Origin of the sequence: Stenotrophomonas sp. 22385 (genome assembly GCF_052045085.1) — a bacterium.
Taxonomy (GTDB): Bacteria; Pseudomonadota; Gammaproteobacteria; order Xanthomonadales; family Xanthomonadaceae; genus Stenotrophomonas.
The window spans coordinates 270,331-291,235 of the sequence record NZ_JBQEOG010000001.1 but is presented as its reverse complement, the minus strand read 5'-3'; the positions used below and the strand labels follow the sequence as shown (position 1 = coordinate 291,235).

Below are 20,905 nucleotides of genomic sequence, written 5' to 3'. Positions count from 1 at the left end.
CCCGGGTGCGCGCGGCCCACGCCCGGCCCTGCTGGCGGTTCAGCCGCCAACAGGGCCGGAGGCGTCAGCCCATGCGGCGCGCGGCCTGCTGTTCCTGCTCGCGCTGTTCGGCGCCCAGGTCGGCCACCAGCGCCGGGGCCGCAGCGGCGCGCTCCTGCTGGCGATTGACCTCGGCCACCTGCTCGGTGCTCACGCTGAGCGGCTGCTGCCGGCCGGCCACCACGTCCACCTGCGCCAGGTGACGGTGCACGGAGGTGAGGTCCTGGGTATCGACCGCGAACACGCGGGTGCGGTCCTCGCTGAGTACCACCCGCTCGATGCGTTCCAGGCCTTCCTGCGTGGCCTTCGCCGCCAGCGCACCGGCCAGCTGGTCGCTCTGCAGGTCGGGCACACGGTTGTGGGCGGCATCGATGCCGTGAACGCCGGACTGGGCCCCTTGGAACATGTGGTATTGCCTGTGGCCCGGATCGTTGATGCCGACCACCAGCGTGGCGGGCTCGGCGGCGATGGCCGCGTGCTTCTCCGCCGGGTGCTGGATGCGTTCGTGTTGTTCCAGCAGCGCGCGGGCCCTGGCTTCCTGCTTGCCGAGTTCGGCGTCAAGACTGGGGATGACGGTATCGGCCATGCCGTGGCGGGCGGCTGCCTCGCCAAAGGACGGCATGATGCGATTGGCGAACACGACGGTTTCGGCCAGGTTGAGCAGGTTCTGTGGCCGGTTGGCGGTGGGCACATGGGTGGCTACGGCCGCCACCGTTGCGGTGCCGACGCCTCCGACTGTGGCCAGTACCGCCGGCGCCTGCGCAGTCACGTTCTTCACGTGGTATGCGGAAAAGTCGTAGCCCTGGTCCACGTAGGCACCGGCCGTGGCATAGCCATTGCGCAGGGTTCCGGCGACCCATTGGCCCTGGCGATCGATGCCGTCAGCCACACGCTGGCCCGCCGCACGCACGGTGGCAGCGTTTTCACGAGCCTCGCGCTCGGCAGCGACCGCACGACCTTCCTGGGTGGTGCGGATGTGGTCGGCATTGGCCTGCAGACGCTTCGACACGTCATCCAGGCCGATCAGATCCGCACCCGCCGACAATGCCGACAGCGGGCCGGCCATCAGATGGCCGCGCACGCGGTCGCGTGTGGCTTCGACCATGCCCGTCAGTTCGCGCCCGCTGGCGATCACGGTGGTTCCGCCCTGCACGCCGACGCGCAACGTGGCCGAGCCTGTTTCCACCACCTTGCCCACAACCATGCCCTGGACCCGCGCGACCTGCTCCAGACCATCGCCGGTCTTGTCCAACGCGTAGGCCACGCCGGACCCGGCGCGCTCGACCTGTTCGCCAGCCACTCGTCCAGCGCGCATGCCCTGCGCCCCGGCATGCAGCACGGTGGACAGCGGCCCGGCCAACTCTGCAACCTGGCTCGGTGCGGCGGTGCGGGCGCGATCGACCAGCTCGCCCTGCGCATTGCGCGTTTTGGCCTCGAGCACGAGTTCCATGTGGCCGGCAGCCACTGGCACGTTGCGCAGCGCTTCATTGCCGGGCTTGGAGCCCAGCTGCTCGACGAACTGCGCCGCAGCGGTCTGTGCGCCCGGCGGCAACATGTCGCGCATCTTCTCGGTCACCAGCGATTGCATCAAGGGCTCCTGCAACAGCTTGCTGGTTTCGTTGGCCAGCAGGCCGTAACCGTTACGCTGATGCTCGTTCAAACGCTGCAGGCCATTCTGCACATCGTTCAACACCTCACCGCTGGTCTGGTAGGTATGCACGGTCTGCTGTGGGTTGAACGTCGGCAGCCCATTGTCCTTTGCGTAACGCGAAGCGGTGTCCGGGTGGAGGCCGGCCGCATTGAAGGTGGTGGCGCGGACGCCGGTAACGGCAGAGGCGGCGGATGCCATGCCACCGCCCAGGGAGTGACCGGCGATCTCGAAGTTGCCCCCCGTCTTCTGATTCAGCAACGCGCCCAACTGCATCGCGCGATCGTAGTAATCGCTGCGCATGCCGATGCCCTGCTGGCCATTGTTGAGGAAGTCCTCACCACCGGACTCCCGCCGACCGTTCGGCGCGCCAGGGTCGACGATTTCACCGGTCGAGCCCTTGAACACCACCACCGGTTTGGCGTTCTCGCCAAACACGCTTTTGTCAGGCACATAGATTTCCGCACGGAAACCGGAATCGGGCGGCTGCAGGCGGGTACGGATCTCGGCATCTGACATCTCGATTCCGGCGGCGCGCAGCGCTGCGGGATCAAGACTCGCACGCGTCCATCCCGCAGGCGGTTCACCATCGTGCTTGGCCGAAAGATAGACGTCCGCAGCGAGACCGGACATCTCGCGCGCGTGATAGGTTTCCTGGAGTCGGTCTGCCTCATTTTCATTGCCGCTGTCGCGCAGCTGCTGGACGAGACGATTCTGTTCCTGGATGGCGCGGGTACGCGCCTCGTTGTCGAGACCACTCATGGCATGCTCCATTGCACAGTGAACGCGCGCGATCCCCTTGAGATGCCCGCGTTATCGAATACTAGAACACTTTGCTACTGTCACCCCTTCACGGGCTGAATTCCAGGAAGCACATGCCGACGCGCCTTCACACGATGACAACGAACGCCGTTCTTTTTGCGGTTTGGTTCACAGTTTTCGCGCTTAGCGGCTGTGCCGCTTCGTCGGCCCAGGGCGCGGCCCAATACTTCGAAGGCAACGCGCTGGCCTTGGCCAACGCAAGTGAACGCGGTGATGCCAACGAAGTGCGGCGCTTGATCAAGGACAAGGGGGTCAACCCGGACGTCGAGTTTGCCAAGCGTGACGGAATTCCCCTGCTGGCATGGCCGCTTCGCACCCGCAGCGTGGAAGGCTTGCGCGCGATGCTCGACAACGGCGCTGATCCGAATGCACGACAAGTCCGCGAAATCGACGGCAAGCCCTTCAAGTTCAATAACGCCATGGTGTATGCCGTCCGACTGGAGGACCCGGCCTTCCTGCAACTGCTTCTCAAGCACGGCGGCGACCCGAATACGCGAAGCAGCGGCGGGGAAACGCTGCTGTTCCAGGCGTTCATCAACGGAAATCAATGGAAGAACGTCCAGCAGTTGGTTGAAGCAGGCGCGAAGGTAAACGAAAACAACCTCGGCAAGGCCGATACGGTATTGAGCTGGTATACCGCCCGCGGTGGTTTCGACGCAGCCTACTGGCTGCTGGAGCACGGCGCGGACCCGACCCTTTCCGCACCCGCTGCGTCGGGATCAAACAGTCCCGCGCGCCAGATGATGGTGGAGGACATCTATTGGGAGATCACCACGCCCGACCTTCTGCCGTGGCAGAAGAAGTGCCAGGAGTGGCTGGTCGAGCGAAACATCCCGCGTCCGCCGATGCCTGAGCACATTCGCAAGAAGCGTGAAGCATTCAAGTTTCCATCGCGGGAAGAGGATGTTCAGCTGCTCTGAACAGCCGGGCAGAGCCCGGCTCTACGGCGGTGCGCCAGCGGCTACTGCAGGAGCGCGCTGTCGAGCGGGAGGTGCATGCGCACGCGTGCTGCCACGCAGTCGATGCGGAAGCGGCGCGCGCGTACTGGTTCGCCATCCAGGTTGAGCGTCATCGGCTCGTCGGCTTCGATCTCCACCCACGGCGCGCGGGTGCGTTCGGCGACCTGTTCCAATGCGCCCTGCTTGCCGCCCCGGATCAGCGCGCCGAGTGTCGAGGCGACTTCGCCACTCAGCTCGGGGATCACGGTGATGTCGAGCAGGCCGTCATTGACCAGGGCATCAGGGCACAACACCTGGCCGCCACCGGCTTGTCGACCATTGCCGATGCCGAGCGCAATGAAGCCCCCTTCCCAGTTGAAGTCCGGCGCGCGCAATCGGGCTCGGATCGGGTCGATCCGGCCCAGCCGGGAGATGCCGGTCACGAGATAGGCCAGCCCGCCGAGGACCTTTTTCAGGCCCTCGTCGGTTTCCACCGTCACCTCGGTACCGAAGCCACCACTGGCCACATTCGCGCACCACCACAGCTCGCCATCGGCATCGATGCGCAGCAGGTCCACCGGACGCGCCGCCTGGGCCTGGATCAGCTTCAGCGCCTGCAACGGCTCGTCCGGGATGCCGGCGGCCGTGGCGAAGTCATTGGCGGTGCCCAGCGGCACCAGCCCCAGGGTAGGCAGGGCGTCGGCGGCCTCATCGCGGTGGGCCAGGGTTTCCGCCACCTCGCTCAGGGTGCCGTCGCCGCCCGCGGCAATGATGGTATCCACCCCATGCTCGATCGCCTCGGCCACGTAGCGCTCGGCGTCGCCGTCTTCCCAGGTGACGCGCGCCTCCAGGGTGACCCCTTCGTCACGCAGCGCGTGCACGGCCGCGCGCAGGTCGTCGTTGCCGGTGGACTTGCCGTTGAGGATCAGACGCCAGCGGGGACCACGCATGCAGCACTTCCACGGTAGGGGGAGGCGCAGGCTAGCAGTGCGATGTGTCAGGGGCGGTGAACGTCATCAAACGGTCACCGATGGCCCGGAGAATGGGAGTCCATAGCAGGGACGATGGATGGAGGCAGGATCAGCCTCCCGCTATTCCCAGGGCCGCATTCGCAAGAGTGCGGTCTTTTTTTATCCGCGCGCAGACGGCGTATCGACCAACGGTCGATACCTACCGGTTCTGGGCGAACGCTTTCAGTGCTTCGCCTTCGAGCCGGTACACCGTCCACTCGCTTTGCGGCTTGGCGCCGGCCGCTTCGTAGAACCTGATCGCCGGCTCGTTCCAGTCCAGCACCGACCACTCGAAGCGGCCACAGCCTTCAGCCACGGCGATGCGGGCGATGTGCTTGAGCAGCGCCTTGCCGGCGCCGCTGCCGCGCTGCGCGGGGCTCACGTACAGGTCTTCCAGGTAGATGCCGTTGCGGCCCAGCCAGGTGGAATAGTTGTAGAAGTACACCGCGTACCCGATGGCCTGGCCATCGGCTTCGCAGACCAGCGCACGCGCCTTGGCGTCGGCGCCGAACAGGCTGGCCGTGATCCCGGCCTCGTCGGTCTGCACCGACGATTCGGCCTTCTCATAGATCGCCAGTTCGCGGATGAAGCGCAGGATCAGCGCGGCATCGGCAGCCGTGGCGTCGCGGATCTGCAGTCCGGCCGCGCCCATGTCAGCCCCGCGCCTTGGCCACGTTGTGGCGCATCTGGTCGATCACGTCCTTGTAGCTGATCGGCGCATTGAAGATCGCCGAGCCGGCCACGAAGGCGTCGGCGCCGGCCGCGGCAATCGCGCCGATGTTGTCGGCCTTGACCCCCCCGTCGATCTCCAGGCGCACGTCGCGGCCGCTGGCATCGATCTTCTGGCGCACCACGCGCAGCTTGTCCAGCGCCGAGGGAATGAAGGCCTGGCCACCGAAACCGGGGTTGACCGACATCAGCAGCACCAGGTCCAGGTCATCCAGCACCCAGTCCAGGATGTCGACCGGAGTGCCCGGGTTGAGCACCAGGCCCGGCTTGCAGCCCAGCGAGCGGATCAGCTGGATGGTGCGGTGCACATGGCGGCTGGCTTCGGGGTGGAAGCTGATGTACGTGGCACCGGCTTCGGCGAAGTCCGGGATGATGCGGTCCACCGGCTCCACCATCAGGTGTACGTCGATGGGGGCGGTCACCCCGTGCTTCCGCAGGGCCTGGCAGACCATCGGGCCGATGGTCAGGTTGGGCACGTAGTGGTTGTCCATTACGTCGAAGTGCACCCAGTCGGCGCCGGCAGCGAGCACGTTGTCCACTTCCTCGCCGAGGCGGGCAAAGTTCGCGGACAGGATGGACGGGGCGATGATGCAGTTGGACATGGCCGGTGCCTTGGGGACGTAAAGAGAGGGGCGGCGCGCGCTCAGCGCTTGCGCAGGGTCTTGATGCGGTCGTAGGCGGCGTTGAGCTGGCGCGATCTGCGCTCGGCCTGCTGACGCAGCTCCGGGGCCGCGCCCACCACCTTGTCAGGGTGGTACTGGGACATCAGCCGGCGGTAGGCCAGGTCGACTTCGGCGTCGGTGGCCTCGGAGGTCAGCCCCAGCTCCCGGTAGGGGTTCTCCCTGTTCAGGCGGAACCAGTCGGCGTCGAAGGCATGGCCGATCAGCAGGCCGATGACGGCCCCGAACAGCGGGTTGGGCCTGAACAGCAGGGCGCCGGCGATGAATCCGAGCAGTTTTCCGTACCAGCGCATGGTCGTCGGGGCGGCCGGGGCAACGAAGGGACCTTATTTTACGTCACAGCGGGCCCAACCCGCTTTACACTAGGCCGCCCGCTGTCCCTGCGGGCCCTCCGGGTGCCCTGGACAGCTGTCTCGACGAAGCCTCAGGAGTGCCCGTGCCGACCACGTTGTTGCAATCCGATCTCCCCGGCCTGCCCTTGCGCCATCGCGGCAAGGTGCGTGATGTTTTCGACATTCCGCGCGAACGGCTGCCCGCCGGCACTCCGCCGGGGGACTACCTGCTGATGGTCGCGACCGACCGTCTGTCGGCCTTCGACGTGGTGCTTCCCGATCCGATTCCCGGCAAGGGCGAAATGCTCTGCCAGGTCTCGAACTTCTGGTTCGCCAAGACCGCGCACCTGATGCCCAACCACCTTACCGGCATCGATGTGGCCAGCGTGCTGCCCGACGGCGTGGACCCGGCGCTGTACGCCAAGCGCGCGGTGGTGACCCGCAAGCTCAAGCCGGTACCGGTGGAAGCCATCGCCCGCGGCTATCTCATCGGCAGCGGCTGGAAGGATTACCAGCGCACCGGCAAGGTCAGCGGCATTGAACTGCCCGACGGCCTGCGCCAGGCCGAGCAGCTGCCCGAGCCGATCTTCACTCCTTCGACCAAGGCCGCCGTGGGCGACCATGACGAGAACATCGATTTCGATGCGATGGTGAAGACCGTCGGCGCGGACCTTGCCGAGCGCGTGCGCGATGCCACCCTGCGCATCTACAAGTTCGCCGCCGATTACGCGCGCGAGCATGGCATCATCCTGGCCGACACCAAGTTCGAGTTCGGAACCGATGCCGATGGCCGCCTGTACATCATGGACGAGATGCTGACGCCGGATTCCTCGCGCTACTGGCCGGCCGACGAATACGAGGTGGGCACCAGCCCGCCGAGCTACGACAAGCAGTTCGTCCGCGATTACCTGGAGACGCTGGACTGGGGCAAGACCGCCCCGGGCCCAAACATCCCGGCGGACATCATCGAGCGCACCCGCGCCAAGTACGCCGAGGCGCTGCAGCGCCTGGCCGGGATCTCGGTGGATTGATCAGATGCCCGGAGCCGGCCGGCAGGCCGGCTCCGTTGCATCGGGGTCTCCGGGAGTATCCTGTGCCCAATCCGGAGGCTCAATGTCCACGACCACCCAGCTTGTGCGGCCCATCGACCGCTATTTCGCCAGCTATTCCGACGACCACCGCAATACGCTGAACCAGCGCATTCACGTGGTGGCGGTGCCGGCAATCCTGTGGTCGGTCATTGCCCTGCTGTGGTGCCTGCCACCGCTGATCACCTGGTTCCAGTACGGGGTCTGGGCCGGCCTGGCGATGTTTACCGCGTGGTGCTTCTACAACCGCCTGTCGCGCCGGTTGGGCCTGGGCATGCTCGCCTTCTTCTTTGTATGCGGCTGCACCTGCCGGCTGCTGGAAGCCGAGATCGGGCTGGCCAACCTGGCCTGGCTGGGGCTGGGCGTGTTCGTGGTGGCCTGGGTCGCGCAGTTCATCGGCCACAAGTTCGAGGGGCGCAAGCCCAGCTTCCTGACTGATCTGACCTATCTGCTGATCGGGCCCGCATGGGTGATGGCGAAGGCTTATCGGAAGTTCGACCTGGCTTACTGACGGTTGGCTTTGCCACGCACGGCCTGGCACTACGAGACGTCGACACTGGCGCCCAACCTGAACGAAATGAATGCTCACTCCTGCTGCACGGCAGCGGGTCCAGCATGGCTTTGGGCAGGATCCGGGGCGCGTCTTCCGTTCATCTGCGAGGTGGCTGACGGGCGGGCGGAGGCCCTGTCGTTGCTGGGCTGAACGGTGGCGAGACCACTCAGATCGCAAAGTGCCGGCAACGTTTCCATACGGCCTTGAACGCGCCCGAATGGAGCCCGCTGCTGGAGGCAAAAAGATGAATCAAGCACGTTGCCTGCAATTGGTGGCGTAATCGGGTATATCGGCGACAAATCCCTGCCTGTTAGACTGAAAGGCCTGCTCGTGAATCCCGCATTCCCTGCATGAATCCCAGCCTTCTCCTGCTGCTCGCCCTGCCCTTCCTGCTGGCGGTGGCGCTCATTGTGTTCCGCCACAGCTCCCGCGCGGCGGCGGCCTGGCTGGCCGCGGCCGCGCCCGTGGGCGGTCTGGCGCTGCTCGCGACGATGACCCCCGCGATCCTTGAGGGCGGGGTCGTGCGCAGTTTCGGGGAATGGCTGCCGCAGATCGGTCTGGCGTTCTCGGTGCGGCTGGATGGGCTGGCCTGGATGTTCGCCGGCATGGTGCTGGCCATCGGCGCGCTGGTGGTGATGTACGCGCACTACTACCTGAGTGCGAAGGACAACGCCCACCGCTTCTACTGCTATCTGCTGCTGTTCATGGGCGCCATGCTGGGCATGGTGCTGTCGGGCAACCTGTTGCTGCTGATGGTGTTCTGGGAAATGACCAGCATCAGCTCGTTCCTGCTGATCGGATTCTGGTCGCACCGCCAGGACGCCCGCGAGGGCGCGCGGATGGCGCTGGTGGTGACCGGCGGCGGTGGGCTGGCGCTGCTGGGCGGCGTGCTGCTGATCGGCCGCATCGTCGGCAGCTTCGAGCTGGATGCGGTGCTGGCCGCCGGCGATGTGATCCGTGCCAGCCCGCTGTACCCATGGGCCCTGTTCCTCGTGTTGGCGGGCATCTTCACCAAGAGCGCGCAGTTCCCGTTCCATTTCTGGCTGCCGCATGCCATGGCCGCGCCGACCCCGGTGTCGGCCTACCTGCACTCGGCCACCATGGTGAAGGCCGGCGTGTTTCTGCTGGCGCGGCTGCACCCGGCCCTCGCTGGTAGCGACCTGTTTTTCTATACGGTCAGCGGCATCGGCGCGCTGACCCTGCTGATCGGGGCCTGGAATGCGATCTTCCAGCACGACCTGAAAGGGCTGCTGGCCTATTCAACGATCTCGCACCTGGGCCTGATCACCCTGCTGTTCGGCCTGTCCACGCCGATGGCGGTGGTGGCCGGCGTGTTCCACATTCTCAACCACGCCACCTTCAAGGCCTCGCTGTTCATGGCCGCGGGCATCATCGACCACGAAACCGGCACCCGCGACATGCGCAAGCTGGGCGGGCTGCGCCGGCTGATGCCATTCACCAGCGCGCTGGCGATCATCGCCTCGCTGGCCATGGCCGGCATTCCGCTGCTCAACGGTTTCCTGTCCAAGGAGATGCTGTTTGCCGAGGCGATCACCGCGCAGGGGCCGGAGCCGATGCGCATCGCGGTGTCGATCGCCGCGCTGCTGGCCGGCGTCCTGGGGGTGGCCTACAGCCTGCGCTTCGTGCACGACACCTTCTTCGGCAAGGGCCCGCATGACCTTGACCGGGTGCCGCACGAGCCGCCGCGCTTCATGAAAGTGCCGGTGGAGGTCCTGGTCGTGCTGTGCGTGGCGGTGGGCGTGGCCCCGGCGCTCACCGTGGCCCCGATCCTGCACGCAGCGGCCTCCTCGATCCTGGGCCCGGCCATGCCGGCGTACAGCCTGTCGGTCTGGCACGGCTTCAACATGCCGCTGATGATGAGCATCGCCGGGGTGCTGGGCGGCATCGCGCTGTATTTCGGCCTGCGTCGGCTCATCAACCTGCATGCGGTGGTCAGCCATGCCATCGGTCGCAACCTGTTCCACAAACAGCTGGACCTGGTGTTCGGCTTTGCCCACCGGCTGACCCAGGGCCTGGCCAACGGCAGCCTGCAACGCATGCTGATGGCGCTGGTAGTGGTGGCGATCATCGTGGCTGCCGCGCCGTTCGTAGCCAACCCCGTATCGCCGAACTGGCCCTCGCCGCAGCCCATCCCGCTGCTGGGCTGGGCATTGTGGGCGGTGATGATGGCCTGCGCGCTGGGCGCACTGTTCGTCTACCGCCAGCGCCTGCTGGCGGTCCTGGTGGTCGGTGGCGTCGGCCTGATGGTGTCGCTGACCTTCGTGTTCCTGTCCGCGCCGGACCTTGCGCTGACCCAGCTGCTGGTGGAAATGGTGACGCTGGTGCTGATGCTGCTGGGCATGAACTACCTGCCGGCGCAGTCCCCGCCGGAGAAGTCGCGCTGGCGCAAGCGCCGCGATGCGCTGATCGCGGTGATTGGCGGCGGTGGCCTTGCGGCCATGGCTTACAGCGCGATGACCCTGCCGCCCAACACCATGGCCGGCGAACTGCTCGCGCGCGCACTGCCTGAAGCCTATGGCGAGAACGTGGTCAACGTGATCCTGGTGGACTTCCGTGGCTTCGATACCTTCGGTGAGATCACCGTGTTCGGCATCGCCGCGCTGGTGGTGCACGCCATGCTGCGGCGATCGCGGATGGCACCGGAACAGATCATGCCCGGCCCGCCGATCAAGCTGCCGGTGCCGGCTGATCTGGCCCAGGTGATGTTCCCCCTGACGCTTACCGTATCGATCTTCCTGTTCCTGCGCGGCCACAATGCGCCCGGCGGCGGTTTCATCGCCGGTCTGGTGCTGGCGGTGCCGCTGCTGATCCAGTACGTCATCCAGGGCACCACCTCGGTGGAATCGCGCTTCGGCTTCGATTACATCCGTTGCATCGGCGCGGGCCTGCTCATCGCCATCGTCAGTGGCTGCGCCTCGATGCTGTTCGGCGTTCCATTCCTGACCAGCGGGCACCTGGACCTGGCGCTGCCGCTGATCGGCACGGTGCCGCTGGCCAGCGCCATCGGCTTCGATACCGGCGTGTACCTGGTGGTGTTCGGCGGGGCGATGCTGATCCTGTCGATGATGGGCACGGTGAAGCCGTCGCGCACCCGCAACTCGCGCAAGGGCGAGATCGATCCCAACCGCCGTTCGGCACGCACCGGGGAGACCCACTGATGGAATTGGCCCTGGCAAGCGCGATCGGCGTTCTGGCTGCAATCGGCATCTACCTGCTGCTGCGCGCGCGCAGCTTCGACGTCATCCTCGGCATGACCTTCCTGTCCTACGCCACCAATCTGCTGATCTTCTCCGGCGGCCGCCTGGTCACCGGCAAGGCGCCGGTGCTGAAGGAAGGCGTGGACAGCACCCTGCGCAACTACACCGACCCGCTGCCGCAGGCGCTGGTCCTGACCGCGATCGTCATCGCTTTCGCCATGACCGCCGTGAGCATCGTGCTCGCCATGCGCAGCCGCAGCGACAACCACAGCGACCACGTCGACGCGCACGAGGATGAGGCTGCAGAACTGGCCGATACCGCGCCCGGCCGGGAGGGCGGCCCGTGAACCATGCGGTGATCCTGCCCATCCTGATTCCACTGTTCGGTGCGGCGTGTTCGCTGTTCGTCGAACACCGCCGCTATGGGCCGAAGGTGCAGCGCACGGTCGCCTGGAGCACGCTCACCGCCTTGGCGGCGGCGGTGGCCCTGCTGTTCGCGCAGACTGCCGATGGGACCATCGCGGTGTACCTGCTTGGCGACTGGCCCTCACGATTGGGCATCGCGCTGGTGGCCGACCGCCTGTCCAGCTGGATGCTGCTGACCACCCTGCTGCTGGCCATTCCGTGCCTGTTGCATGCCTGTTCCGGCTGGGACCGGCGGGCGCCGCACTTCCATGCGCTGTTCCAGTTCCAGCTGGTGGGCCTCAACGGCGCTTTCCTCACCGGCGACATCTTCAACCTGTTCGTGTTCTTCGAGGTGATGCTGATCGCCTCCTACGGCCTGCTGCTCAGTGGCGGGCGCGGGCTGCGCATGCGCATCGGCCTGCACTATGTCGTGTTCAATGTCACCGCTTCCACGCTGTTCCTGATCGCATTGGGGCTGCTGTATGCCTCGCTGGGCTCGCTCAACATGGCCGAGCTGTCCCAGCGCATCGCCGAGGTGCCGCCCACCCACCTGACCCTGGTGAAGGCAACGCTCGGCCTGCTGCTGCTGGTGTTCTGCAGCAAGGCCGCACTGATGCCGCTGTATCTGTGGCTGCCTGAAGCCTACGCACGCGCACCGGCAGCGGTGGCCGCGCTGTTTGCCATCATGACCAAGGTGGGCCTGTACGCGATGCTGCGGGTAAGCTCGCTGTGGTTCGGCGAAGATGCCGGGGCGATGGCCGGTTACGGCAGCCAGTGGCTGTTCTGGGCCGGCGTGGCCACGCTGATCCTGGGCGGGCTGGGCGTGCTTGCCGCCGCGCGCCTGCGCGTGCTGATCTCCTACCTGGTGGTGGTATCGGCGGCCACGCTGTTCATCGCGTTCTCGATACGCACCCCGCAGGTGCTGTCTGCAGGCCTGTACTACCTGCCCCACAGTACCTTCGTGGCTGCGGCGCTGTTCCTCATCGCCGACCTGATCCGCCGCCGCCGCGGTGGCGCGAGTGACCGCAAGGAAATCATCGCGCCGATGCCCGGCAAGGAAACTCCGGCGGTGCTGTTCCTGATCGCAGCGGTGTCGGTGGCCGGCCTGCCGCCGCTGTCCGGCTTCCTGGCCAAGGCGGCGATGCTGGCCGGTATGCCGGCGGCGTACACCGGCGTGGTGTGGGCGGCGGTACTGGGCAGCAGCCTGATGGTGATCGTCGGTATTACCCGGGGCGGTATCCGCCTGTTCTGGCGGGTGCCGGTGCTGGACGAAGGCGTGCCGCCGCCGCGCAAGGCCCCCACCCGTACCGTGGAGCTGTTCGCCGCCGCGCTGCTGCTCTGCTACGGCATCGGCATGAGCCTGTTCGCCAACCCGTTGATGCAATACACCGATGCAATGGCCACGCAGCTGCTCACCCCGCGGGACTACGTGGGCGAACTGCGCGCCGCCACGCCGGAGATCCGCCAGCCATGAGCCGCCGCCCGCTGCTTCGCCGCCTGTTCCCGTCGACCTCGCTGAGCGTGATGGTCACCGGCTTCTGGGTGCTGATGTCCGACAGTTTCACCCTCGGCCAGATCCTGCTCGGCATGCTGCTGGGCGTCGTGGTCCCGCTGTTTGCCGCCCGGCTGGACCGCGAGTTCGCGCGCATCGGCTCGCTGCGACCGTTGCCCAAGCTGATCTGCGTGACGCTGTGGGACATCCTGGTCTCCAATATCCGCGTGGCGGTGCAGGTGCTCGGCCCGGAACGCCGCATCCACCCCGGCTTCATCTGGCTGCCGCTGGATATCGCCAACATCCATGGCATCGCCGCGCTCACCAGCATGATCACGCTGACCCCGGGCACGGTCTCGGCCGCGCTGTCCGACGATCGTCGCCATCTTCTGGTGCACGTGCTGCACCTGGACGATCCAGACGAACTGATCCGGCAGATCAAGAGCCGCTACGAAGCCCCGCTGATGGAGATTTTCCCATGACCGGTTTCACCTTCATCCAGACCACCATGGCGGTGTGCATGCACGTGGTCGGGCTGGCCATGCTGCTGGCCACCTGGCGCCTGCTGCGCGGGCCGACCGTGCCCGACCGGATCCTGGCGCTGGACACGCTGTCGGTAACGGCCATCGCCGAGCTGATGCTGTTCGGCATGTACCTCAATTCGGCCGTCTATTTCGAAGCCGCACTGGTGATCGCGATGCTGGGCTTCGGCAGCACCGTGGTGCTGAGCAAGTTCGTGCTGCGCCGGGACATCGTCGAATGATCACCTTCATCCAGGTCGCGCTGTCGCTGCTGCTGCTGTTTGGCTGCTTCTTCATCCTCGTTGGCGCGCTGGGGCTGGTGAAGCTGTCCACGTTCTTCAAGCGCCTGCATGCGCCGACCAAGGCCAGCACGCTGGGCGTGGGCTGCGTGCTGGCCGGTTCAGTGCTGTACCACATCTTCCTGGGTGAAGACCCGCAGCCGCGTGAGCTGCTGATCACCGTATTCCTGTTCATCACCGCACCGATCAGCGCGCACATGATGGCCAAGGCCGCGCTGTCGCTGATGATGGAAAAGCGGCCGAGCCTGCCCGGGCATGAGACCGCGAAGGAAGAACAGCTGCCGCCACCGCGTCCGCGCACGATGACAGAAGGGCGCGATGACGACGAACGCCTCGCCACGCGCGCGGATTCCACCGCACCCCCGGAGACGTAGGGACACGCCATGCGTGTCCCTAGCCGATCAACGCCAGCTCCAGCGCGATCCACGCCACGAACGCCAGCAACAGGATCCCGCCCTCGCGCCGGCTGATCCTCAGGTCGCCCTTGAGCATCGGGTACAGCACCAGCACGAAGGCGATCGCTGCCGGCAACTCCAGCTTCACGAACGACTCGGGCAGCGCCAGCGGGCGCAGCGCGGCCATGCCGCCGACCACCACCAGCAGGTTGAACAGGCTCGAACCGATCACGTGACCCAGCACCATGTCACCCTGGCCACGGCGCGCGGCGACGATCGCGGCAGCGACTTCCGGCAGCGCGGTGCCGATGGCCACCGGCAACAGGCCCACCAGCAAGGGCGACCAGCCCAGGCTGGCCCCCATCACCGGCGCGGCACCCACCACCCACCGCGCGCCGTAGTACAGGCACACGGCGGCGAACACTACCCGCAGCACGTTGAGCAACAGGCCGGTACGGGTCATCGCGTAACCGGCAATCGCCTCGCGTACCGGCTCGGATTCGCGTCGGGCCTGGCGCAGCACGAAGGCAAGCAGCGCCACGAAGCCGAGCAGCAGTAAGACCCCTTCCCAGCGCGCGATCACCCCGTCCAGTCCAAATACGATCAGCGCCAGGCTGGCCAACGCCAGCAGCACCAGCAACGGTGAGAGCAGGCGTGCCCGCACCAGCAGCGGCGCGGCGAGCGCCGCCAGCGCCAGGGTCAGGCCCACATTGACGATATTGCTTCCCACCGCATTGCCCAGCCCCAGCTCCTGGGCGCCCACCACGAACGCGCGGGCATTGACCACCAGTTCGGGCAGGGAGGTACCGAAGGTCACCAGCAGCAATCCCGCCACGAAAGGAGAAGCACCGAAGCGCTGGGCCAGCCCGGAGGCGGCCTTGACGATGGAGTCGCCCCCAAGTGAAAGCAGCAGCAGGCCCAACAGGAACCAGGCGGTGGCAGCGATCATCAGTGCATCCCCAGGTGGCGTGGCCCGATTCTAGGGCCAGTTCAGGCCCGGCGCACAGGCGGTGCGCACGGGGCCGGGAGACCCGGCCCCGTGCGGTGGCTCAGGAGCAGCCTTCCACGTAATCCACCTGCGGGGTCTTGCCGACCCGCCAGGCGGTGACGGTGCCATCGCCGTTGATCTCGAAGTTGACGATCGCCCCGCCCTCGCTGGCCGGGCGCACGCGCAGGTTGTGGCCCTTCTCGTCGTACTTGTGCGGGGTCAGGTCGCCGCGATCGGGATACAGCGTCTGCAGCTGGCCCAGCGACATCCCGACCTTGCCGCCACCCGGCGCCACGATGCGGTCGTTGCGGACGTCGTAACGCACCAGCCGCTTGCCTTCGACCATCAGGATCACGTCATCGGCTTGGCTGCCCTGCGGGCGGAGCGCGTGGCAATAGTCATCGGGGACGTCGCCCTGCAGGGGCTCCTTCCAGGCGGCGCGCACTTCGTCCAGGCTGGCACCCAGGGTCAACGGGCCATACCCATCCAGCCGCGCAGGACCCTGCGCGGCTGGATCGGCCGCGGGTGCAGTGGGCGTGCTCGCAGGTGCTGCGGGTGCCGCCGCGCCCGCAGCCGGCTCCACCACCGCAGCCTCGGCGTCGGCCGAGGGGGGCTCTGGATGGCGGTCGCAGCCCGCCAACGCGATTGCGATACCCAATGCCAACACGCTTGCCAGCTGCTTCATCTGCACGCCCTCCTGTGAGTGGTTCGCAGGCTAGCGCGGAGGCCGTGCAGCGCGTGCATACATAGCGTGCCTGTCATCACAGTTACACCTGCAGCGTTCAGGCTCGGCCTGCACCGCTTCGACCCCACGACCATGCAACCGCGCAAGACCGACCTCGCCCGCGACGCCCTGCAGGCCCACCGCGCGCCCTTGGACATGCGCCAACGGCGCCTGCTGATCCTGTGCGATGGCCAGCGCGACCTGTCCCAGCTCACCGCGATGATCGGGCCGGAAGCGTCGGCAATGGTGATCCAGCTGATCCAGAGCGGCTATCTGGTGTCTACTGCGCCGCCCGAACCGGTGCCCGCGCCCGAGCCCGTTGCGGCAACTGCGGCCAGCCCCGCGCCGGGAAGTGCCGCTCCCGTCACCGAACGCCGGCGTTCGCTGGTGGCCGCACGCATCTACCTGCTCGGCATTCTCGAACTTCAACGGCACCCGCAGGCCGCCGCGCTGCTGTACGCCCTGCAGCAGGCGCGCAGCGACGAGCAGGTGGTCGCCGCGCTGCGCAGTGCCCTCGATGCGCTGGCTGGGCTGACCTCACCCGGCTACTGCGAGCGCGTACGCCAGCGTCTCTTCGAAGTGCTGCCGGAGACGCATCTGGCACAGCTGGAGCAGGCCGGCGCCGACGCCGGCTGATCGCCGCTGCCCGTGTGTGATTACGCCTGGAAGTTCTTCTTCAGGCCCTGCCAGCAGTGCTGGTAGCCACGCTGGCGGTGCGCCGCGTCCATCGCCTGCGCGGTGGGGCGAATCACGCCACGCGTTTCGAACATGAAGGCCATGGTGTCCTTGATCACGTCCGGCCGGCTCAGGTCGGCCGCGGACGCCTTCTCGAACGTGGTGGCATCCGGCCCGTGGCCGCTCATGCTGTTATGCAGGGATGCGCCACCGGGCACGAAGCCTTCGGCCTTGGCGTCATAGGCGCCGTGGATCAGCCCCATGAACTCGCTGGCGATGTTGCGGTGGAACCACGGCGGCCGGAAGGTATCCTGGGCCACCAGCCAGCGCGGCGGGAAGATCGCGAAATCCATGTTGCTGGTGCCCGGGGTATCGCTGGGCGAATGCAGCACCAGGAAAATCGACGGGTCCGGGTGGTCGTGGCTGATCGAGCCGATGGTGTTGAAGCGGCGCAGGTCATAGCGGTACGGTGCGTAGTTGCCGTGCCAGGCCACCACATCCAGCGGTGAGTGATCGATGTCCGCACGCCACAGCTGGCCCTGGAACTTGGCGATCAACTCGAAGGCGCCGTCGACGTCTTCGTACGCCGCGTGCGGCGTTTCGAAATCGCGCGGGTTGGCCAGTCCGTTCGACCCGATCGGGCCCAGGTCCGGCAATCTGAGCAGCGCACCGAAGTTTTCGCAGACGTAGCCGCGCGCCTGCCTATCCGGCAGTTCGACGCGGAACCGCACCCCGCGTGGGATCACCGCGATCTGCTGCGGTTCGATCTCGATCACGCCCAGCTCGGTCAGCAATCGCAGGCGTCCCAGTTCCGGCACGATCAGCAGTTCACCATCGGCGTCGTAGAAGTAACGCCCCTGCATGTCCGCAGTGGCGGCATACAGGTGGATGCCGACGCCACCGTGCGCGTCAGGCGAACCATTGCCGCCCATGGTGTACAGGCCGTCGACGAAGTCGGTCGGCGCGGTGGGCAGCGGCAGTGGTTCCCAGCGCAGCTGGTTCGGCGACACCGCCCCCTGCTCGAAATCGCCGTGCAGGCGCGGTTGCGCATAGGGCTGGAATTCCCCATGGGTGACCGCCGGGCGTATCCGGTACAACCAGCTGCGCCGGTTGCTGCCACGCGGCGCGGTGAACGCCGTGCCCGACAGCTGTTCGGCGTACAACCCATGCGCCACCCGCTGCGGCGAGTTGCGGCCCACCGGCAGTGCGCCGGGAACCGCTTCCGTGGCGAATTCGTTGCCGAAACCGGTCTGGTAGCCGCGCGATTCGAGGGAGGTGGGCATGGTCGGGGTCCGTTTTGGTGAATTACAGCACGCCGCGCTTGATCTGGTCGCGCTCGATGCTTTCGAACAGCGCGGTGAAGTTGCCTTCGCCAAACCCTTCATTGCCCTTGCGCTGGATGATCTCGAAGAAGATCGGGCCAATACAGTTGGTGGTGAAGATCTGCAGCAGCTTGCGCTGCTTGGTCTCCGGATCGGCATCGATCAGGATCTTGTTCTTCGCCAGGCGCGGCACGTCTTCGCCATGTCCGGGCACGCGCATGTCGATCACCTCGAAATACGTGTCCGGCGTATCCAGGAACTCCACGCCCTGCGCACGCATCGCCTCGACGGTCTCATAGATGTTTTCGGTGAAGCAGGCGATGTGCTGGATGCCCTCGCCCTTGTAGGCGTCCAGGTATTCGTTGATCTGGCTCTTCGGGTCGGACGATTCATTGAGCGGAATGCGCACGATGCCGTCCGGAGCGGTCATCGCCTTGGACACCAGGCCAGTCTTGAGGCCCTTGATGTCGAAGTAACGGATTTCGCGGAAGTTGAACAGGCGCTCGTAGTAGTCCGACCACTGCTGCATGTTGCCGAAGTACAGGTTGTGGGTCAGGTGGTCGATGAAGGTCAGGCCGAACCCGACCGGGTTCTGGTCCACGCCGTCGATCGGTGCGTAGTCGGTATCGAACATGCTGCCGGCAGCACCGTAACGGTCCACCAGGTACAGCATGCAGTCGCCGATGCCCTTGATGACCGGGGCCGGCACGGCCTTGGTTTCCGGCTTGAAGTCGATCGCTTCGGCACCGTTGCCGAGCGCCATCCTGAACACTTCATCGCCCGGCTTCTGGAAGCGGATGGCGAAGCCACAGGCGCACGGGCCGTGCTTTTCAGCGAAGTCCGAGGCGAACGAATCGGGCTCCTCGTTGACCAGGAAGTTCACCCCGCCCTGGCGGTACACGGTGATGGCGCGCTGCTTGTGGCGCAGCACCGCAGTGAAGCCCATTTTGCGGAAATAGTCGTGGAGCTCGGCGCCACGTCCGGCCGGCGCGGCGAATTCAACGAATTCGAACCCATCGATGCCCATCGGGTTCTCGAAGGTGGTGACCTGCATGCCCGGGTTGGGGGCGTGCGACGCGGTTGCGGGCTGGCTGCTCATGACGTGGCTCCAAAGCGGCCCACCCCCGGAAAAAAACCAGGTGCGGGCGGAAGGCAGACCCGCGAGAATGCGGAGTCCGGAAAGAAGGTTATAGTTTCACATGAAACCACCATCAAGGTGCACTGCAGCATGAGCCCACCCGATCCCAGCAGCCAGACCATCCGTGCCACGCACGCCCTGCTCGACCTGGAGCAGTTCCTGCCCTACCGGCTGAGCGTTCTGTCCAACCGGGTCAGCGGCAACATCGCCAAGCTCTACGGAGACCGTTACGGCCTGGCGATTCCCGAATGGCGGGTGATCACCATCCTGGCGCTGTACCCGGGCTCATCGGCGAGCGAGGTCTCCGACCGCACCGCGATGGACAAGGTGGCGGTCAGCCGGGCCGTGGCCAGACTGCTCGAACGCGGCTTCATCAAGCGTGAAACCCATGGCGATGACCGCCGGCGCTCGGTGCTGGCGCTGTCGGCGGCCGGGTTTGAGGTCTACGAGACCATTGCCCCGCTGGTGATCGAGATCACCCGCAAGCTGATGTCGGTGCTCAGCGAGGATGAGGAGCAGATGCTGGAGAAGCTGATCCTGCGCCTGGCGGGCGAAGGCCTGCAGCGGATGGATGAAGGCTGAGGAGTACCGACCAACGGTCGGTACCTGCCCGCGGGTCCGCCGCCGACGGGCATGGCGTCGATGATTGTTCCGCGGGTCCGCCGCCGACGGGCATGGCGTCGGTGATTGTTCCGGTAGGTAACGACCGTTGGTCGTTACCTCAGCTGAGGTGTTTCCGCCGCGCATGCACCCAAGGCGCGGCCAACGCGCCGATGGCGCCGGCGGCCAGGCCCAGTGACGCCGCCACCGCAGCTGCTTCCAGCGCACCTGGCAGCGCCAGCGCCGCAATCACCAGCAAGGCAGCCGGCAGCGCGATGAAGGTGGCCAGGAAATAGCGCCAGCGCGGCGCCCAGGTCCCAACCTGGAGCAGACTCACCGGCATCCAGGTTTCGCCCGAGGCATCTTCGGCGATCTTGGCGGCCACCTTGGGCAGGTCCACTTCCACCGGGGCCCTGCCGGTGCGCGCGGTGGCCAGGGCGCGTGCCACCTCGTCGACCGGCGGATACGACGTTGGCCACGCCACCGGCGCAGCGACCCCATAGGCGGTCAGCAGGGGCACGCTCAGCCACGGTGCAAGCAGCGGCCGCAGCTTGCGCCGGTCCAGCACGCACCAGACCTGGGCGATGCCATTGGCTACCACGCTGTACAGCGCCAGCTGGCCCGGTTCCGGGTACGGCAGCACATGTACGCGCGCGGCCATGCTGGTGTACCCCATATCGCGCAGGAAACCTGGCCGGGTGCGGCCCTCGTGTGCCCAGGCCAGGCCCAGCGGCGCGACCAGGCAGGCCTCGGCCGGATCCTTCACCCCTGCGGTGGCGCGATCGTCGCTGGCCAGGAAGAACGCCAGCGATTTCGGCTCGGCCACGTCGGCCTGGTCCCAGCGCCCGCTGTCTCCCAGCACATGCTTGAGCGGCAGTCGCGCGGGCGCGGTTTCGGCCTTGGTGGCGTTATGCAGGTAAGGCAGCACCGAGAGCACGAAACTCTGCAGGTCCACCCCGCGCGAGCCGGTGCCTTGCCATTCGCTGGGCAGCAGACCCACCAGCGCCGGGTTGCGGGCCAGCTGATCGAGCTGGGTTTTCTGTTCAACCAGTTTCTGCACTGCCGCCTTGAGCAGCACGTTGTCGGGCACCGACACCTGCGGCAGGCGATAGAGCGTGGCCCCGGGTGCCGGGGTAGCCGCCTCGCTGCCTGCGTCGTGCGCCGAGTGGTCGTCCAGCAGCACATCCGTCGGCGGCAGGGTTACCCCGGCGGCGACGTCGAGAAGGGTGTCGGAGGTGCTGTCACTGGCGCCGGGCTGCATGTGTTCAATCCATGAGGTCCTTGGAGAT

21 protein-coding genes are annotated in these 20,905 nt (G+C 66.6%); 11 read left to right on the top strand and 10 right to left on the bottom strand.

Translation table 11 applies throughout. The features are described 5' to 3' along the window. Nucleotides 1-64 precede the first annotated feature (64 nt). On the bottom strand, nt 65-2,449 hold the full coding sequence (locus ACTJI4_RS01190) for an XVIPCD domain-containing protein (RefSeq protein WP_440868291.1): 2,385 nt from the start codon (nt 2,447-2,449) through the stop codon (nt 65-67). 113 nt (nt 2,450-2,562) lie between these two features. On the opposite strand from ACTJI4_RS01190, the gene ACTJI4_RS01185 reads away from it, so the two are divergent. Continuing rightward, entirely contained in the window at nt 2,563-3,429 is an 867-nt protein-coding gene (locus tag ACTJI4_RS01185; protein ID WP_440868290.1) for an ankyrin repeat domain-containing protein, read from the top strand. 41 nt (nt 3,430-3,470) lie between these two features. Here ACTJI4_RS01185 and yegS read toward each other — a convergent pair whose 3' ends face one another. The 4 genes from yegS to ACTJI4_RS01165 form a co-directional block, all read right to left on the bottom strand. Further along, nucleotides 3,471-4,397: a lipid kinase YegS gene (yegS, locus tag ACTJI4_RS01180; protein ID WP_392922681.1), complete on the bottom strand. Its 927-nt coding sequence runs from the start codon at nt 4,395-4,397 to the stop codon at nt 3,471-3,473. A 220-nt stretch (nt 4,398-4,617) separates the two neighbouring features. Then, nucleotides 4,618-5,109 (bottom strand): GNAT family N-acetyltransferase, encoded by a 492-nt coding sequence (locus ACTJI4_RS01175; RefSeq protein WP_392922677.1) that lies wholly within the window; start codon nt 5,107-5,109, stop codon nt 4,618-4,620. Nucleotide 5,110: 1 nt separating this feature from the next. Next, on the bottom strand, nt 5,111-5,788 hold the full coding sequence (rpe, locus tag ACTJI4_RS01170; protein ID WP_068854293.1) for a ribulose-phosphate 3-epimerase: 678 nt from the start codon (nt 5,786-5,788) through the stop codon (nt 5,111-5,113). A 41-nt stretch (nt 5,789-5,829) separates the two neighbouring features. Further along, a complete protein-coding gene (locus ACTJI4_RS01165) occupies nt 5,830-6,159 on the bottom strand; it encodes a J domain-containing protein (RefSeq protein ID WP_392922671.1) in 330 nt (109 codons plus the stop codon). A gap of 143 nt (nt 6,160-6,302) precedes the next feature. On the opposite strand from ACTJI4_RS01165, the gene ACTJI4_RS01160 reads away from it, so the two are divergent. From ACTJI4_RS01160 to ACTJI4_RS01125, 8 genes are all read left to right on the top strand, one after another. Continuing rightward, nucleotides 6,303-7,229 carry a phosphoribosylaminoimidazolesuccinocarboxamide synthase gene (locus ACTJI4_RS01160; RefSeq protein ID WP_392922668.1) on the top strand — a complete coding sequence of 309 codons (927 nt, stop codon included), beginning with the start codon at nt 6,303-6,305 and terminating at the stop codon, nt 7,227-7,229. An 82-nt stretch (nt 7,230-7,311) separates the two neighbouring features. Beyond that, nucleotides 7,312-7,797 (top strand): Mpo1 family 2-hydroxy fatty acid dioxygenase, encoded by a 486-nt coding sequence (locus ACTJI4_RS01155; RefSeq protein ID WP_095363152.1) that lies wholly within the window; start codon nt 7,312-7,314, stop codon nt 7,795-7,797. A 392-nt stretch (nt 7,798-8,189) separates the two neighbouring features. After that, the gene (locus tag ACTJI4_RS01150; RefSeq protein ID WP_392922663.1) at nt 8,190-11,018 is read left to right on the top strand and encodes a monovalent cation/H+ antiporter subunit A; all 2,829 of its coding nucleotides are present in this window, start codon (nt 8,190-8,192) and stop codon (nt 11,016-11,018) included. Then, nucleotides 11,018-11,404: a Na+/H+ antiporter subunit C gene (locus ACTJI4_RS01145; RefSeq protein WP_392922660.1), complete on the top strand. Its 387-nt coding sequence runs from the start codon at nt 11,018-11,020 to the stop codon at nt 11,402-11,404. The genes ACTJI4_RS01150 and ACTJI4_RS01145 overlap by 1 nt, the downstream gene beginning before the upstream one ends. Continuing rightward, the gene (locus ACTJI4_RS01140) at nt 11,401-12,936 is read left to right on the top strand and encodes a monovalent cation/H+ antiporter subunit D (protein WP_440868289.1); all 1,536 of its coding nucleotides are present in this window, start codon (nt 11,401-11,403) and stop codon (nt 12,934-12,936) included. Before ACTJI4_RS01145 ends, ACTJI4_RS01140 begins: the two co-directional genes overlap by 4 nt. Continuing rightward, nucleotides 12,933-13,436 (top strand): Na+/H+ antiporter subunit E, encoded by a 504-nt coding sequence (locus ACTJI4_RS01135; RefSeq protein WP_392922654.1) that lies wholly within the window; start codon nt 12,933-12,935, stop codon nt 13,434-13,436. Before ACTJI4_RS01140 ends, ACTJI4_RS01135 begins: the two co-directional genes overlap by 4 nt. Next, entirely contained in the window at nt 13,433-13,717 is a 285-nt protein-coding gene (locus ACTJI4_RS01130; protein ID WP_068854300.1) for a K+/H+ antiporter subunit F, read from the top strand. The genes ACTJI4_RS01135 and ACTJI4_RS01130 overlap by 4 nt, the downstream gene beginning before the upstream one ends. Continuing rightward, the gene (locus ACTJI4_RS01125) at nt 13,714-14,148 is read left to right on the top strand and encodes a Na+/H+ antiporter subunit G (protein WP_392922650.1); all 435 of its coding nucleotides are present in this window, start codon (nt 13,714-13,716) and stop codon (nt 14,146-14,148) included. The genes ACTJI4_RS01130 and ACTJI4_RS01125 overlap by 4 nt, the downstream gene beginning before the upstream one ends. 19 nt (nt 14,149-14,167) lie before the next feature. On the opposite strand, the gene ACTJI4_RS01120 is transcribed toward ACTJI4_RS01125, so the two are convergent. Together ACTJI4_RS01120 and ACTJI4_RS01115 are read right to left on the bottom strand one after the other, a co-directional pair. Then, nucleotides 14,168-15,118 carry a sodium:calcium antiporter gene (locus tag ACTJI4_RS01120; RefSeq protein WP_440868288.1) on the bottom strand — a complete coding sequence of 317 codons (951 nt, stop codon included), beginning with the start codon at nt 15,116-15,118 and terminating at the stop codon, nt 14,168-14,170. A gap of 100 nt (nt 15,119-15,218) precedes the next feature. After that, nucleotides 15,219-15,842: a hypothetical protein gene (locus ACTJI4_RS01115; RefSeq protein ID WP_440868287.1), complete on the bottom strand. Its 624-nt coding sequence runs from the start codon at nt 15,840-15,842 to the stop codon at nt 15,219-15,221. Nucleotides 15,843-15,974: 132 nt separating this feature from the next. Between ACTJI4_RS01115 and ACTJI4_RS01110 the strand changes: the two genes are divergently transcribed. Further along, nucleotides 15,975-16,517, top strand: a complete 543-nt coding sequence (locus tag ACTJI4_RS01110; RefSeq protein WP_392922641.1) for a hypothetical protein — start codon at nt 15,975-15,977, stop codon at nt 16,515-16,517. A 20-nt stretch (nt 16,518-16,537) separates the two neighbouring features. On the opposite strand, the gene hmgA is transcribed toward ACTJI4_RS01110, so the two are convergent. Beyond that, the gene (hmgA, locus tag ACTJI4_RS01105; protein ID WP_440868286.1) at nt 16,538-17,839 is read right to left on the bottom strand and encodes a homogentisate 1,2-dioxygenase; all 1,302 of its coding nucleotides are present in this window, start codon (nt 17,837-17,839) and stop codon (nt 16,538-16,540) included. A gap of 22 nt (nt 17,840-17,861) precedes the next feature. Beyond that, nucleotides 17,862-18,977 carry a 4-hydroxyphenylpyruvate dioxygenase gene (gene hppD, locus ACTJI4_RS01100; protein ID WP_392922635.1) on the bottom strand — a complete coding sequence of 372 codons (1,116 nt, stop codon included), beginning with the start codon at nt 18,975-18,977 and terminating at the stop codon, nt 17,862-17,864. Nucleotides 18,978-19,106: 129 nt separating this feature from the next. On the opposite strand from hppD, the gene ACTJI4_RS01095 reads away from it, so the two are divergent. Beyond that, nucleotides 19,107-19,598: a MarR family winged helix-turn-helix transcriptional regulator gene (locus ACTJI4_RS01095; RefSeq protein WP_068854306.1), complete on the top strand. Its 492-nt coding sequence runs from the start codon at nt 19,107-19,109 to the stop codon at nt 19,596-19,598. Nucleotides 19,599-19,737: 139 nt separating this feature from the next. On the opposite strand, the gene ACTJI4_RS01090 is transcribed toward ACTJI4_RS01095, so the two are convergent. Then, on the bottom strand, nt 19,738-20,877 hold the full coding sequence (locus ACTJI4_RS01090) for a hypothetical protein (protein ID WP_392922631.1): 1,140 nt from the start codon (nt 20,875-20,877) through the stop codon (nt 19,738-19,740). Between the last annotated feature and the right edge of the window lie 28 nt (nt 20,878-20,905).

Excerpts from the sequence above, each read along its gene's own strand:
- ACTJI4_RS01190 (WP_440868291.1), bottom strand. The coding sequence starts at position 2,449 with ATGAGTGGTCTCGACAACGAGGCGCGTACCCGCGCCATCCAGGAACAG.
- ACTJI4_RS01185 (WP_440868290.1), top strand. The coding sequence starts at position 2,563 with ATGCCGACGCGCCTTCACACGATGACAACGAACGCCGTTCTTTTTGCG.
- yegS (WP_392922681.1), bottom strand. The coding sequence starts at position 4,397 with ATGCGTGGTCCCCGCTGGCGTCTGATCCTCAACGGCAAGTCCACCGGC.
- ACTJI4_RS01175 (WP_392922677.1), bottom strand. The coding sequence starts at position 5,109 with ATGGGCGCGGCCGGACTGCAGATCCGCGACGCCACGGCTGCCGATGCC.
- rpe (WP_068854293.1), bottom strand. The coding sequence starts at position 5,788 with ATGTCCAACTGCATCATCGCCCCGTCCATCCTGTCCGCGAACTTTGCC.
- ACTJI4_RS01165 (WP_392922671.1), bottom strand. The coding sequence starts at position 6,159 with ATGCGCTGGTACGGAAAACTGCTCGGATTCATCGCCGGCGCCCTGCTG.
- ACTJI4_RS01155 (WP_095363152.1), top strand. The coding sequence starts at position 7,312 with ATGTCCACGACCACCCAGCTTGTGCGGCCCATCGACCGCTATTTCGCC.
- ACTJI4_RS01150 (WP_392922663.1), top strand. The coding sequence starts at position 8,190 with ATGAATCCCAGCCTTCTCCTGCTGCTCGCCCTGCCCTTCCTGCTGGCG.
- ACTJI4_RS01145 (WP_392922660.1), top strand. The coding sequence starts at position 11,018 with ATGGAATTGGCCCTGGCAAGCGCGATCGGCGTTCTGGCTGCAATCGGC.
- ACTJI4_RS01135 (WP_392922654.1), top strand. The coding sequence starts at position 12,933 with ATGAGCCGCCGCCCGCTGCTTCGCCGCCTGTTCCCGTCGACCTCGCTG.
- ACTJI4_RS01130 (WP_068854300.1), top strand. The coding sequence starts at position 13,433 with ATGACCGGTTTCACCTTCATCCAGACCACCATGGCGGTGTGCATGCAC.
- ACTJI4_RS01125 (WP_392922650.1), top strand. The coding sequence starts at position 13,714 with ATGATCACCTTCATCCAGGTCGCGCTGTCGCTGCTGCTGCTGTTTGGC.
- ACTJI4_RS01120 (WP_440868288.1), bottom strand. The coding sequence starts at position 15,118 with ATGATCGCTGCCACCGCCTGGTTCCTGTTGGGCCTGCTGCTGCTTTCA.
- ACTJI4_RS01115 (WP_440868287.1), bottom strand. The coding sequence starts at position 15,842 with ATGAAGCAGCTGGCAAGCGTGTTGGCATTGGGTATCGCAATCGCGTTG.
- ACTJI4_RS01110 (WP_392922641.1), top strand. The coding sequence starts at position 15,975 with ATGCAACCGCGCAAGACCGACCTCGCCCGCGACGCCCTGCAGGCCCAC.
- hmgA (WP_440868286.1), bottom strand. The coding sequence starts at position 17,839 with ATGCCCACCTCCCTCGAATCGCGCGGCTACCAGACCGGTTTCGGCAAC.
- hppD (WP_392922635.1), bottom strand. The coding sequence starts at position 18,977 with ATGAGCAGCCAGCCCGCAACCGCGTCGCACGCCCCCAACCCGGGCATG.
- ACTJI4_RS01095 (WP_068854306.1), top strand. The coding sequence starts at position 19,107 with ATGAGCCCACCCGATCCCAGCAGCCAGACCATCCGTGCCACGCACGCC.
- ACTJI4_RS01090 (WP_392922631.1), bottom strand. The coding sequence starts at position 20,877 with ATGCAGCCCGGCGCCAGTGACAGCACCTCCGACACCCTTCTCGACGTC.